The organism is Paraflavitalea sp. (genome assembly GCF_059502485.1).
In genome coordinates this window covers 1,952,421-1,965,712 of sequence record NZ_JCACET010000010.1, presented here as the reverse complement: position 1 = coordinate 1,965,712, position 13,292 = coordinate 1,952,421, and the positions used below count along the sequence as shown (strand labels likewise).

8 protein-coding genes are annotated in these 13,292 nt (G+C 47.7%); 4 read left to right on the top strand and 4 right to left on the bottom strand.

The window, feature by feature from the left end; translation table 11 throughout:
- Nucleotides 1-6: 6 nt before the first annotated feature.
- Both AC5JBY_RS24990 and AC5JBY_RS24985 read right to left on the bottom strand, forming a co-directional pair.
- Nucleotides 7-3,390, bottom strand: a complete 3,384-nt coding sequence (locus tag AC5JBY_RS24990; protein WP_495907399.1) for a SusC/RagA family TonB-linked outer membrane protein — start codon at nucleotides 3,388-3,390, stop codon at nucleotides 7-9.
- A 267-nt stretch (nucleotides 3,391-3,657) separates the two neighbouring features.
- Nucleotides 3,658-4,821: a FecR family protein gene (locus AC5JBY_RS24985; RefSeq protein WP_495907398.1), complete on the bottom strand. Its 1,164-nt coding sequence runs from the start codon at nucleotides 4,819-4,821 to the stop codon at nucleotides 3,658-3,660.
- A gap of 155 nt (nucleotides 4,822-4,976) precedes the next feature.
- Between AC5JBY_RS24985 and AC5JBY_RS24980 the strand changes: the two genes are divergently transcribed.
- Nucleotides 4,977-5,570, top strand: coding sequence for an RNA polymerase sigma-70 factor (locus AC5JBY_RS24980; RefSeq protein ID WP_495907397.1), 594 nt, complete (start codon nucleotides 4,977-4,979; stop codon nucleotides 5,568-5,570).
- Between the two features lie 336 nt (nucleotides 5,571-5,906).
- Here the strand turns inward: AC5JBY_RS24980 and AC5JBY_RS24975 are convergent, their stop codons facing one another.
- Nucleotides 5,907-6,149 carry a helix-turn-helix domain-containing protein gene (locus tag AC5JBY_RS24975; protein WP_495907396.1) on the bottom strand — a complete coding sequence of 81 codons (243 nt, stop codon included), beginning with the start codon at nucleotides 6,147-6,149 and terminating at the stop codon, nucleotides 5,907-5,909.
- Between the two features lie 610 nt (nucleotides 6,150-6,759).
- On the opposite strand from AC5JBY_RS24975, the gene AC5JBY_RS24970 reads away from it, so the two are divergent.
- Nucleotides 6,760-7,512, top strand: a complete 753-nt coding sequence (locus AC5JBY_RS24970) for a hypothetical protein (protein WP_495907395.1) — start codon at nucleotides 6,760-6,762, stop codon at nucleotides 7,510-7,512.
- A 394-nt stretch (nucleotides 7,513-7,906) separates the two neighbouring features.
- On the opposite strand, the gene AC5JBY_RS24965 is transcribed toward AC5JBY_RS24970, so the two are convergent.
- Nucleotides 7,907-10,348 carry a histidine kinase dimerization/phosphoacceptor domain -containing protein gene (locus AC5JBY_RS24965; RefSeq protein WP_495907394.1) on the bottom strand — a complete coding sequence of 814 codons (2,442 nt, stop codon included), beginning with the start codon at nucleotides 10,346-10,348 and terminating at the stop codon, nucleotides 7,907-7,909.
- A 168-nt stretch (nucleotides 10,349-10,516) separates the two neighbouring features.
- Here AC5JBY_RS24965 and AC5JBY_RS24960 point away from each other — a divergent pair, with 168 nt between their 5' ends.
- Together AC5JBY_RS24960 and AC5JBY_RS24955 are read left to right on the top strand one after the other, a co-directional pair.
- Nucleotides 10,517-11,236 carry an outer membrane beta-barrel protein gene (locus AC5JBY_RS24960; protein WP_495907393.1) on the top strand — a complete coding sequence of 240 codons (720 nt, stop codon included), beginning with the start codon at nucleotides 10,517-10,519 and terminating at the stop codon, nucleotides 11,234-11,236.
- A 73-nt stretch (nucleotides 11,237-11,309) separates the two neighbouring features.
- Nucleotides 11,310-13,283, top strand: a complete 1,974-nt coding sequence (locus AC5JBY_RS24955) for a DUF8202 domain-containing protein (RefSeq protein WP_495907392.1) — start codon at nucleotides 11,310-11,312, stop codon at nucleotides 13,281-13,283.
- Nucleotides 13,284-13,292: the final 9 nt, after the last annotated feature.

The following is a 13,292-nucleotide window of genomic DNA, read 5'->3' as shown; positions in this document are numbered from 1 at the left end:
CGTAGATTAGAATTTTACAGTTAAACCCAATGAATACACCTTGTTGAACGGATACGTACCTTCATTCCGGTACCCGTCCTCCGGGTCAAAATTGCCACCAAGCGTTCCCTTCGAGATAGTGAACAAGTCCTGCCCGCTGAAATAAACCCGTGCAGATTTTATCTTCACCGCATTCGTCACCGAAGCAGGCAATGTATAACCAATGGTGATAAGCTTGAAGCGCAAGTACGAAACATCTTGCAGACGCATGGCAGAAGCGCGGTAGTTGAAGCTCCTTACATCATCATACCCTACGTTGCCGGGCAGATAGCGGGGCAAAGGAGCATTGGGTCTGCTGGGCGACCATGTCTTGCCATAAAAGTATTGCAGCGATGGCCAAAAGAAAGTGTTAGGCTGGCTGATAGAACCTTCATAGATCACTTCACGCTTGCCTACACCCTGCAAAAACAATTGCAGGTCAAAATCCTTGTAACCCACGTTGAAGTTGGCAGAATAAGTATACCGTGGGGTCAGGTTACCAAGATAAATCATGTCACCTGCCAGCCCCTTGGTCTTGTCGCCAAAGGCAGTCAGCTTGCCGTCACCATCCACATCCTTGTACATTACATCACCAAAGTTGATCCGCGAAGGAACACCCTGCAATTTCTTGTAATCGTCAAGCTGCTTCTGTGTGGTGATAATACCTTCGTATACATAGCCAAAATAAGAATAGATGGGGAAGCCCTGTCTGAACTGGTTGAGCCCCTCTCCATAAGCATCAGTATTCTTTAATTCAACAAGCTTGTTTTTACTGTCACTGAGTTGTAGCGAAACACTGTATTTGAAATCACCCAGTTGATCCTTCCAGGTCACGATCGCTTCAAACCCTTTGGTATCCAACTTGCCCTGGTTGATGGCAGGAGGCGTGGCGCCAAATACGGCAGGCACAGCCACATTCACCAGCATGTCGTTGTTGATCTTGTTATAGTAATCGAAAGAAAAACTAAGCCTTGAAGTAAGCGCAGAGATGTCAAGCCCTATGTTCCGTGTTTCAACAGTTTCCCAGGTTCTGTCCGAAGAGGCCGGGTTGGCATTCGCGCCGGTCAATCCGGCATTAGGTGCGCCCAGCGGATAATTACCGCCAATGGTCACCAGTGGGATATAATCATACAAACCCAGCTGACCCAATTCCTGGTTGCCCATCTTGCCATAAGATACCCTTACCTTCAGCAAGTCAAAAACATTCATGTTCTTGATGAAATTTTCTTCCGAAAGATTATAAGCTACAGCACCGGAGGGGAATACCGCGCTCCAGCGTTTCGTTGGTGCAAACTTGGAGCTACCATCTGCCCGTGCAGTAAAGTCAATGACGAGGCGATCCTTGAACGTATAACTCAGCCTGCCGAAGTAAGAAGCCAGCGCCTGGTTATTCAGGTAGCCGGTGAAATTGGCATAAGCCGCCTTGGTCCTGTCGGCAAGGTTGAGCGTGAAGATATCGTTGCTGGTGAAATTATAACCATTAGTCGATTGACCTTCACGTTTAGTTTGTTCCAGCGAAGCGCCACCTGTGAAATTGATACTATGATCGTCGTTAAACTTTTTGGTATAATCCAGGTACACCTGGTACAGCTTATTCAGCGTTTTATCATTGGCATAGTTGGCAGAGTTGGGATTATTACGGATGTCCTGGATACCGCCGGCCCAGTTATAACGAGTGATGGTCCGGTTGGTGGTACTGCGGTTCTGGTAATCGAGCCGCACGGCCGCCTGTCCCGTTAACTTTAAGCCAGGTATAATGGTATAGTCCATTTTGATGTTCGCACCAAACCTCGACAGGTTGCTCAAACCCGTGCCACCTTCTTCCAGATACTGTGCAGGACCTTCGTAACCCTGATAACCATAAAATTGTCCCATTGGATTAAAAACGGGCTGATAAGGAAACTGTCGCGTCACGTTGGTGAGCGCACTGCCCAGCAGGGTAGGAGTCACCACTGCCCGGTTGTCGAAGTACGACCTTGTTTCAACTGATAAACGATTGCTAAGCTTGAAGTCATAATTCAGGCGCAGGTTATAACCATCAGATTTATTAGTGCCATAACGAACCACGCCATTATCACGCACATACCCAACAGACAACAAATAATTATTATGGTCCCCACCACCGGAAACACTGATATTATGAATATGCTGCGTAGCATCTTTGTATACTTCTTTGTTCCAGTCTGTGTAGCCATAAAAACCAGGATAGTTGGTCACCCCATAGTTCCAGCCGGTGGGATCTGGCGCTGCATTGTTCCGTATCTTTTCAAAAACCTCGGGAGCAAAACCATTGATGCCGGCATTGCGCAGCCCTTCATCCATGAACTCGGCAAACTCAAGTGTGTTTTGCATTTTCCTTAAATAAGTCGGCTTCTTATAACCCACGTTGGCTGTGTAAGTCACGGTAGGAGGGCCTTTACGGCCGCGCTTGGTGGTCACGAGGATGACCCCGTTGGCAGCCCTTGCTCCGTAAATAGCAGCCGCTGCATCCTTCAGCACAGTTACTTCGGCAATGTCATTGGTATTCACGGTATTGATATCACCGGGTATGCCATCGAGCAGCACCAGGGGAGCATTGCCATTCACCGATGAATAACCCCTCACCTGGAAACCATAAGTAGTGCTGCCCGGCTGTCCGCTGGCCTTGGTAATGGTTAGCCCGGGAATAGCCCCTTGCAGCGCATCATAGCTGTTGTTCAAAGGACGGCTTTCAAATACTTCTGATTTCACCGTAGCAATCGATCCGGTTATGGCCCCTTTGGTCCGGGTACCATAACCAACCACCACTACAGCATCGAGGTTGGATTCAATCCTGGTGAGGTTGACGTCGAACGATTGCTTATCGCCAACAGTCACCTTCTTCGTTTTATATCCCAGGTGAGAAAACACCAACACGCCGCCTTGCGACGGAAGCTCGAGCGAGAAAAAACCTTTGTCATTGGTATTAGCGCCTGTGAAAGTTCCTTCGAGCGTGATCGTGGCGCCTATCAACGGTTCCCCGTTCATTTCATCCCGCACAGTGCCGGTAACCACCGGCAACACTTCTTGCGCTTTCGTACTGTCGGCTTGTACAGTTGGCCGCACAAAGATCAACACCGTTTTATTGGAAATGGAATAACCGATAGGCTGCCCTTCAAAACAGATATCGAGCACCTTGGTGATATCTGCATGCTTCAACCGCATGTTGATAGGCTTTAAACCCTTAATCGTTTCATTGTTATAAAGAAAATCGAAGTCAGTTTGTTTTCTCAGTTGAGCAACAACCTCTGTAAACCTGGCATTCTTCGTTTCGATAGAAACCTTTTGCGCAGCGGCTTTTTCAGCCTTGATCTGTACAAAAGTGACAAGCAGTAAAATAGCAGTTAACTTCATTTTCAAGCATAGATTGGTATGGGCAAAAAGCTGCCTTCCGAACAGTAGTTCAGTAAATTTTTTATACATTTGATTGTTAGGTTTATTTAATGATCAAGCGTTAAGTTACCTGACTCAGCCACAAGCTGATAGACCAGGGGCGGTTGCGACGTCTCTGGTTTTTTATTAGCTGTTGCAGTTAATTTTAGTGTCGTTTTTCGATATGGCTCCTTTTTTAAAAGTTTGGAAATAGGGTTGTCTTATTAGTAGGCTTTGTGGGTCATAATATCATTTCAGTTTTTTGGACACGATAATTTTCGAGCCGGCTAATTCAAAACGAACGTTCCCGATCTTTTCCATGTTTTTCAGCAATTGACTCAGATTAGTCGACCGTGAAAAAGTACCGCCAAACCGCTCTTTGGTGAGATCCCCCTTGAATTCAACATCCACATCATACCACCGGCTGATATTTTTCATCACCGTTATCGATTCCTGGTTATCAAATAAGAAATAACCATTCTTCCAGGAGATGGCATCTTCAGCACTCACCGCATGGATGGCGATATGCTCATTGGCGTAGGATAAGTTGGCTTGTTGCCCGGGTTTCAGCAGGCCGGAAGTTCCGTTAACAGTATTGGTGATCTTCACACTGCCCGAAAGCAGGGTGGTGCTCATGCCGGCCTCATCATCATAACACCGGAGATTGAAATGCGTGCCAAGCACCATGATCTCCTGCTTGCGCGAGGTTACCTTGAAAGGCTGTTGCTTGCGGTGCGCCACTTCAAAATATACCTCTCCGGTCACGGTCACCTTTCTTTCGTCTTTGTCGAAGAACAATGGATAAGTAATGGAAGAAGCAGCATTCAGCCATGCTTTTGTTCCATCCGGAAGCGTCACCTGGAAATGCCCTGCCCGCGGCGTCGATAAGGTGTGGTAAAGAACCTTATCTGATGACAAGCTACCCGATTGAACAGAGCCACTATAACTCAGCTCCCCATCAGTATTGTTATATATGTTCATGCCCGCATCATTCCCGATCATCCCGTTCTTGGCACCCTTCAAAACCACCCGCCTGTTGTCCGAAAGCGTCAGTATGGCCCTGTGCGATCCAGGTTGAAAATCCTGTGGAACGGCCGTCAGTTCAACAGGTTCCTGGGTTGTTCCTTTGGTGGTTGTCCTGTTGAAGTAGAGGTACAGACCGGCCGTAACAACCAGGAGCACCGAAGCGGCGGCAGCCAGTGGTTTCCAGCGTAGTTGAGGTGTTCCTTTTCGCTGCCCGGGTTTAATGGACAACCATACTTCGTCCTTCAACTTTTCAAGTTCCTCAGGCCCCATGGCTGCCTGCTCTGGTTCCCATTGCAGGTACCAGCTTTCCAGCAATACCAACTCTTCTTTTGTGATAGTCCCGTCTTTGAATTTTTCTAATAAATCCCGGATTTCCTTTGTTTGCATGGAAGATTGCCCTTTAGAAAGTAATAACAGGCAACATATAGGGGAGGGGGGTAACCGGCCTGAAATTTTTTCGCCGGATCAGCACAGGTCAGTACAGGTCAGTAGTTCCTGAAATAGCTTGTAGCTTTAATTGCTATAACGTTTAAGCTATCACAATGGCCCGGTACGATTGCTTGAAAGAGAATGAATTGTTTGCTTTGATTAGATGCGGTGACGAGCCTGCCTTTGCAGCGCTGTACAACCGTTACTTTGGGCTATTGTACATACACGCCTTCCAGCGCCTGAAAGATAAAGACGAAGCCAAAGACCTCGTGCAGGATCTCTTCCTGCGGCTTTGGGACCAGAGAGCATCCCTTCCCGATGATATAAATATTACAGCCTATCTATACACCGCTGTTAAAAACAGGGTCCTCAATAAGCTCGCCCATAAATGCGTCGAAAATAAATTCCTGTTTAGCCTCGAAAAGACAACTAATACGGAAGCGATCACTGATCACCTGGTGCGAGAGCATCAATTGGCTACCATCATTGAGAAACAGATCCGCCAGCTGCCACCAAAAATGCGACAGGTTTTCGAGCTCAGCAGAAAGTCTTACCTCACCTACAGTGAAATAGCAGAACGCCTCAACCTCAGCGAGCAATCCGTGAGAAGCCACGTGAAAGGCGCGCTAAGGTTGTTGCGTACAAAGCTGGGACTTTGGTGTTGTGTGGGTTTGTTGATGGTTACAGTATGGTATCTTGCGTCGTGATATACGTTTCTGCAAACGTATCTTATGGTACAACGATGTCAAAATAAATGAATCTCATCACACCAGCATGACAAGAAGCTTGTAAATAAAAACGAATCTTCCACCTAAAGTGGCTTGCTGTAATAATAAGTAAAGTATGTTACACCTTGGAGAGGCGTTGGCTCGTCAGGCCGCGCGGAGCGATCGGGCCTGACTTGATTTTTCTTTGGTTACTTTCTTTGCATCAAAGCCTGTCCCGCTCTGCGGGAGCAAAGAAAGTGACATCAACGCAGGGTGTTGCAAAAGCTGAAAGCGAGAAAAAAAGTCAGGCATTACTGATAATCAAAATTGTCGTTACTACTTAAACAACGGCGATTTAAAAAAATCTTCTAACGGCACACCGGCCAATTTACAATACCTCTTTATTACATAGACAGACGCGCCGTTGCCGGTTTCATACCTGCTCACAGATTGCGAGTCAACGTTAAGTTCATAAGAGAATTGAGTTTGACTCTTTCCGGTTTTTTCTCTTATCTCCCTAAGTCTTGCTGCAATTTGATTTCTAAACTTGAGATCCTCTTTGCTTAGTTTGTCGGCCATCACACAATATGAGAACACTCCAGAAAAAATATTACATCATTAATGTTGGAATTAGTGAAATATGATATATCTTTATAGCACCAACCAAAACAGGCACTCTTTACAAGTCTTGTTCGCAAGGCTGACAAATTATTCGTCGCAACCGTAAGTCAAGTGCCCAATCTCTATATTCACCTATAAGGTTGGGCCTGCTTATGTTTATCCACTAATTCATTACCTCGTTAATCCTGTTTTTGACAATTACATAGCAGTATGAAAGATAGTGCCTGATAGTAGCATTTCCGGCATCTTGCACTTCCCTGAGTGCAAGTACAATTGAAAGACTTCTCACGCAGGTACCAATGGTTTAAGACAGAGGGGCCTCGATCTGTTTGCTCGATGGTCTTTACCGTATGCCATGCTCAGAGCCGTGGGAGCTTTCAATAACATGATCCGTGCCCTTGCTTGTGTGAGGAATACCCAAAGCCGCAAATTCGTTTGCGGCTTTTTTAACGGAAGTAGTTATACGCATTCAGTCAGAAGACTATGTCATAAACTGTAAACACCGTACTTTCATGCCCAACGAAATTAAGTCTTATCAAGAAAAACTTCGGCCCCACAATAAACCTTTATGAAGCCATTCCTTTATTTATCCCTTTCCTTATGCATGATCATTACCTTATTACCTGGTTGCACAAGCACAGAAAAGGCTCCCTATGTCATTGAAATCAGATCAACAGGCTATTCCGGCGGAAACGATTATTACCGCGCTTACTATAATGGAGACTTGCGCATGTATGAGTACCACTATGCTGTCGACTCAGGAGTCGTCGCATTCGATACCACGAAAACGGAAGCCGTCTCTTCCCCAACAAACCGTACTTTACGCACCCGCTATTTCCTTTTTCATAAAGACAGCACCTATGGATACAAATTTGAACAACAGACGTCCATACGGGAAGAGCCGGAGCGCCTGCGTGTCGACTCGATCGTGAAGACAATCGTCTTACAGTCGGCAGGCCTTGAAGAGGCTTTACAGACCTTGCCCGATACAATAGAATGGAGTGGAGGCAGAACAGTACTCAGAGAAGTATACATAGTGAAAGCGGAGAATGGATATCCCGGTTTTACACGCACCCTCTACTATTCCAAAAAGCTAAACCATGTCGGGGAATCCTTTTCCCCAAAGCTCGACAGTGCCAGACAAATGAAACTCTACAAGGTAGAAGCGAAACTGGCTGAATTATACAACTCAACAACCAGTAGCATTTTACCGCCTTCAATTGCAAATGAAATGATAGTCATCCCGATGCCCGATTCATTAAAGGCCATAGGCTATTTTAATGAATACTATAAAATAACGGCTGAAGGAAAGAAGCAGTAGTAGGCAACAATCCCAGCCTTCTAAAAACGGCGTGGACAATTCGGCCATTTTGGTCAAAACGTCCAATAACGGACAGCCACGTTTCATTACACTGCTTTTATTATCTATGTTTGTCCTGAGCTGACAAAAGGGCGTAAAATAGAGATGTGCGTAGTAGCATTGGTAGTTAGACTTGACAGAATGTCAATGAAGCAGATCAGGTAATGATAGAATAGAGACAGGATAAAGCGGGGTTACTCCATAGATGCTCCGTAGATACTCCATAGATACTCCCAGGATAGTGCATATAAATAGCGTACTTGGAAAAATGAGCAGTTTTCACCAAAAACAGCAGGGCAGCTGGCGCACCTAAGTTAGGTCGTCCTACTTTTCAACCTATCAACCTGTTAACTCGTCAACCCTGCCCTCCATATCCCCTCGACAGCTCCTGCCTCGGCGCAAATCGTATGATCACCGAAGTCCCATCATTCGTCACGATTTGCACAGTCCCATTGATATCTTCGACAAGCCCAAAAATAAGTTCCATGCCCAGACCGCCCGAACCTTGCGTAGAGGCTTTTTCCATAGCATAGCCAATTCCATTATCACCGATGCGAAGCTCCGACATCCCGTCATCCATTAGTGCCAGCGATACCCTGATAACAGGATGAGGTATTTGAGAGGGGAAAGCATGCTTGATGGCATTAGTCACCACCTCGTTTACGATGATACCGATAGGTACGGCCTGCGAGATATCGAGGTCGATGGCGGCGATCGTTGATTCAAAATAGATACGCTGGCGCGTTTCAAAAGCATCTTGCAGGTAGCTGAGCAGCTGCGGCAGGTATACCCCCATATTTACAGAAGAACTGCTTTCATCCTGGTATAGCTGTTGATGCAATAACGAAGTAGCATAGATGCGATGTTGGCTTGCCTGAACAGCTGATAGCGGGTCATGCTGAGGCGAATGCATGGGCATTTCCAATAAGCTCACCACAGTTTGCAGGCTGTTCTTCACCCGGTGGTGCACCTCTTTCAGCAGCCATTGCTTTTCATCCACCAGCTGTTCCAACGCTTTATTCTTTTGAGCGATCAGCTGCGCACTCTTGCGTTTGGCGCGGTACAGGTTATAGAGCAGGGCAGCGATCACTGCCAGCAGCACAAGCCCGCCGATCACGATGTTCCGCGTTAGCCGCGTTTGTCGTAGCGCCGTTTCATTAAGTATACCCTCCTGCTGCAGGAACCGGATATCCTGATCTTTCTGCGCCGTAGCATACCGAACGTTCAGTTCCTGCAGTTGCACACGCTGCGCCAGATTAAGCGCGGAGTCACTGTACATCTTAAACAACTGGTGATGCGCGTAAGCATCCTGGTATCGGCCCTCCAAGGAATCCAGCCTGCTCAACAGCCCGTAAGTTTTTTGATAAAAACGTACACCCCCTTTCCCTGTACTCAATGTCAATCCTTTTTCCAGCAATTGCCGCGCTTTTTTATATTGATGTTGGTTGATATAAAACCTGCCGGTCACGAAGTAAAACGTCAGGATATCATTATGTACATGTTCTGGCGGGAAACTCGCTACAGCATTCAAAGCAAGAGTATAATACTTTTCAGCATCCTGCAGTCGACCCATCTTATCATAACAATAACCAGTATTGAAGTCGACCATGATCTTGTCTAATCCTGCCTGCGGTGGATAACGTGCCACAATATCCTGCATCCAGACCAGCACTTTGTCGGCAGCAGAATCATACGCCAGATAGTTGGTCAGTACCGTAAAATTCTTGTACCAGAACTCACGCGGTTCCAGATCTATTTTCATCACCCCCTTTCGGAGCCAGACATAAGACAACGAATCCTGCCCCAAAAATTCATACACCGTCCCCTGTTGTTGGCAAGTCAGGCTATACAGCAGCGAGTCACCGGTTGCAGCCATAATAGCAACACAACTATCCGCATTGCGCAGTGCCGATAAATAATCCGAACGTACAGCATCTATAAACGAGCGTACATAATAATTATCCATAGTATGTCGGTAGCCGATAGCCTGTTCTAATGCCTGTACCTCTGCGAGTTTAGGTAATGCCCGCTGATAGTCTATGATAAAACAATAAGTCACGATATCCGACATCACCTCGATACCTTGCTCCTTCAATCCCAATTGCTGATAATCCTGGAAAGCCTTTTCAAGGTAGCGAAGCCGCAAGCTATCGGCGAAGGAAAGATGTAATGCCCACTGGTGAAAAGCCATTGCTTTCCGCTGACTGGGCACATCACGGGGGAATCGATTAGCTACATCCGAAAAATAACGTACCCCCTCGGCCCGCTGTCCTTGCTGATACAGCAGCTCGCCCTGCCAGGCATCACATTCCGTTTTCCAGAAGTCGTTGTTAGCTGCTTTCCGTGCAACGCTCAGGTACCGCGCCGCACTGTCCAGTTGAGCAGAGTCCCTGCCCGGTTGGTGCACGTAATAGATCACCAGTTCCAATAGCAGACGTATACGTTGATCGCCGGTAGCCCGCTCCGCTGCTGAAGCCACCCGCAACGGCTGACGTGCTTGCAGCCATTGCACAGCCTCAGCAATACTGGCATCATAGACCATTTCATCATAAGGAAATTGCCGGTTGAAACCATATACTTTGCAGGCATATTGCACGGCACTATCCTGGTCCCACTGCCCTTGAAAAGACATATACAGAAAACGCCCAATGTTCTTTGCCAGCAACCTTTTTTGCGCATCATTATACCCTTGGAGCGTCTTACTCAACCGCGACGACTGCATAGGCTGCGCCACCACCATATAACAGCAGCACAAGCAACACAATAAGATCGTGTAGACAGTCAGATACCTTTTCATACAACCAATTTTAAAAGCGGGCACGCGAAGCATAGAGTAGGATTGCCATAAAGCATGGCAGCTGCGGGGGCGTAAAGGTACGGTTTTTCAATTCTCCCATATTCATGGGATTGCCCCTTCCCGCATTTTGACCAACCTTTACACGCAAACTCCCAAAACCAAATGCGGATGAACAGGATAGTTCTTTGCGGGCTGCTATTGATCGGGTTCCACACCACCACCCGGGGCCAGGAATACGACTTCGGCTTCAAGGCCGGTGTCAACTATTCTAAGATAAGCAACCTGTCCACCATCATCCTCAGCGAACCGTACTTTATTAATTACAGCATTGCAGAAACGGGCCGCACCGGTTGGCACCTGGGTATCTACTATGATTACAACCTCGAAGACAAGCGCCTGGGCTTCCAGTCCGAGATCATGTATGCACGGCATGGCGGCAATGTGGAGTTCAGCAACTACGAGCGCGACTTCCATTACAAGATGGAGTTCGCTTACCAATACATCAACCTGGTAGGGCTCGCAAAATGGTTTCCCTTTGAAAAATCCGTGGCATTAGGTGCCGGGCCATTCCTCGGCATCAATGTTGCCACCAGGAATTTGAAGTATACCTCCTGGGGCGAAGGAAAAGAAGAAGCATTTGGTACCGATCTGCAACAACAGCAGCAGCTCCGTAATGTGCTGCGCGGAAAGAACAATTTCGGACTGGCGGTAGATGCGTCATGGCTGATAAAAGATGCAGTGAAAGTAAACGGACGCTTCTACTGGAGCGCCACCAGTGCAGTAGAGACACAGGCCAATTCCTACAACTTCATCGCCACGAAAAACAACAACACAGTGTTTGAGTTTTCCGTGGGCTTCAATATGTCCTCATTTTTCGAGACTAACTAAGAGCCGCCAGCTGTTAAAGACTGACTAAATCCGCATGAGAAAACAGTAGGAAGTCCTTAGATAAGCTCTAAATATGGGAACCACAAGAATCGCACTCTCGGTAGTGCTGTGCTTCTATTATTGTGTTGCAGCGGCGCAAACGCCCAATCCCGGAGGGGTGGGAGGGGCTGTGCATTGGTACGCAGCAGATACCGCTGTGGCTCGTGACGCCATGGTTCGTGTCCCCACGAACCACATCGCTGGCGGCCTGCGCAGCCGTATACCATCCGATACCACCTGGCTCACATTTGAGAATGCCACACTGCAACAATTGAATTACCATCCGGCATTGAAGCTCGATGGCCGCAACAGCATGCCCCTGAACCTCGCCCTGCGCGATTGGCGCAGCGCCAGCATATTCACAGTGTATCAGACCGCTGATACTGCCCACGAAAACAGCATTTGGTACACCACACGAAACACAACCACCGGCCTGGTGCTTACCACCGATCGTATGGCCGATCTGCCGGCCTATCGCTACATGAACTACAATGATGTTGCCAGGCACCAGCCGAAGGTGAATGTATATGTACAGCAGAAAGACAAAGATTCGGCAATCATCGTTCCGCAGTCATTACACATCGGCGGTCAGCCCCTTACCCCCAAAGTTCCGGTGGTCAATTTCAATGGCCTCATTCCGGAGCTGATCATCTATAACCGCGTGTTGAGCAGTACAGAGCGCTTGCAGGTAGCATCCTGGCTGGCATTGAAATACGGCATCACACTTACAGAGCCCGGCGCCACCTACCTCAACAGCGCGGGCAAGCCGATCTGGAAAGGATACGACTATCCCGAATGGCACAACAACATCGCAGGCATTGGCCGCGATGATACAGCAGGGTTCTGTCAATCTATAGCTACCAGCAGCAACACACCGGGTCTACTCACGATAACAACTGCAGACGTATTAGCCAACAATACCTTTTTATTATGGGGCGATAATGACAAACCGCTGATCCCCGCGCCCAAAACGCCCGGCCAGCCAGTGATGCTGCAACGCTCCTGGCTGATGAAAACAGGAGAGAAACCTTCATACAACACCACACTACAAATAGATACGAAGCAAATAGATGCACGCCTGCCGGTGCAGCCATGCTATTGGCTGGTCATCGATCCGACAGGAGAAGGAAAATTCAATACGAAAGAAGCGGCATACATTCCAATGACCACATTGGATAAAAAAGGCATTGCCACATTTGCCGATGTACAGTGGGATGCAGACGCTTCAGGAAAAGACGTATGGACGCTGATCGCCGGGCCGATACTCTTGTTACAAACAAAGATCGAACAACCTACCTGTACACAGCAGAGCGAAGGAAGCCTGCGCACGCGCATCCTTGGCGGCAAAGCCCCATACCAGTTGATCGTGCAAAACATTACAGGCATTATCGACAGCAGGCGCATCACCAGTACAAATACCCCCATTGAACTTTCATCCCTCCCCACGGGCAAATACAAGATCACGGTTACCGACGCCGGCCGTCACACCTATACCGATTCATTTTATATCAACCATACCGATGTACCCCTGCCCGCGTTGAAGGCAGATCAGTATACGTTGCCGGTAGCAGGTGCGCTCACACTCGATGCAGGAGTGGGCTTGGCATCCAGTCTCAGCTGGGAATGGAAAGGCCCGGACAATTTTCAATCATTGAGCTCACAGGTACGCATCACAAAGCCGGGCGTATACACCATACGCTGCGGCACAGCCGGTTGCTACAACCAGCAAGACATAACAGTAAAAGCAATGCCCAACAACACACTATACGACATCAGCATATTTCCCAATCCATCGACCGGCCGGTTTGCCGCACGCGTCACATTAGATGAACCGGCGCCGGTAACCATGACGATATATTCACCCGAAGGCAAATTGATCACGATGCAAAAAGGAGAACGCCGGGCCAATCACCATTTCACCGGCGAGTTGAAAATAGCAGGCATGTACGAGCTGGTATTTACTTCCGGACTATCCAAAACCAGCAGAAGACTGATCATCGTTAAATGATAAGCGCCA

Coding starts and splice junctions, on each gene's coding strand:
- AC5JBY_RS24990 (WP_495907399.1), bottom strand. CDS start 3,390: ATGAAGTTAACTGCTATTTTACTGCTTGTCACTTTTGTACAGATCAAG.
- AC5JBY_RS24985 (WP_495907398.1), bottom strand. CDS start 4,821: ATGCAAACAAAGGAAATCCGGGATTTATTAGAAAAATTCAAAGACGGG.
- AC5JBY_RS24980 (WP_495907397.1), top strand. CDS start 4,977: ATGGCCCGGTACGATTGCTTGAAAGAGAATGAATTGTTTGCTTTGATT.
- AC5JBY_RS24975 (WP_495907396.1), bottom strand. CDS start 6,149: ATGGCCGACAAACTAAGCAAAGAGGATCTCAAGTTTAGAAATCAAATT.
- AC5JBY_RS24970 (WP_495907395.1), top strand. CDS start 6,760: ATGAAGCCATTCCTTTATTTATCCCTTTCCTTATGCATGATCATTACC.
- AC5JBY_RS24965 (WP_495907394.1), bottom strand. CDS start 10,348: ATGAAAAGGTATCTGACTGTCTACACGATCTTATTGTGTTGCTTGTGC.
- AC5JBY_RS24960 (WP_495907393.1), top strand. CDS start 10,517: ATGAACAGGATAGTTCTTTGCGGGCTGCTATTGATCGGGTTCCACACC.
- AC5JBY_RS24955 (WP_495907392.1), top strand. CDS start 11,310: ATGGGAACCACAAGAATCGCACTCTCGGTAGTGCTGTGCTTCTATTAT.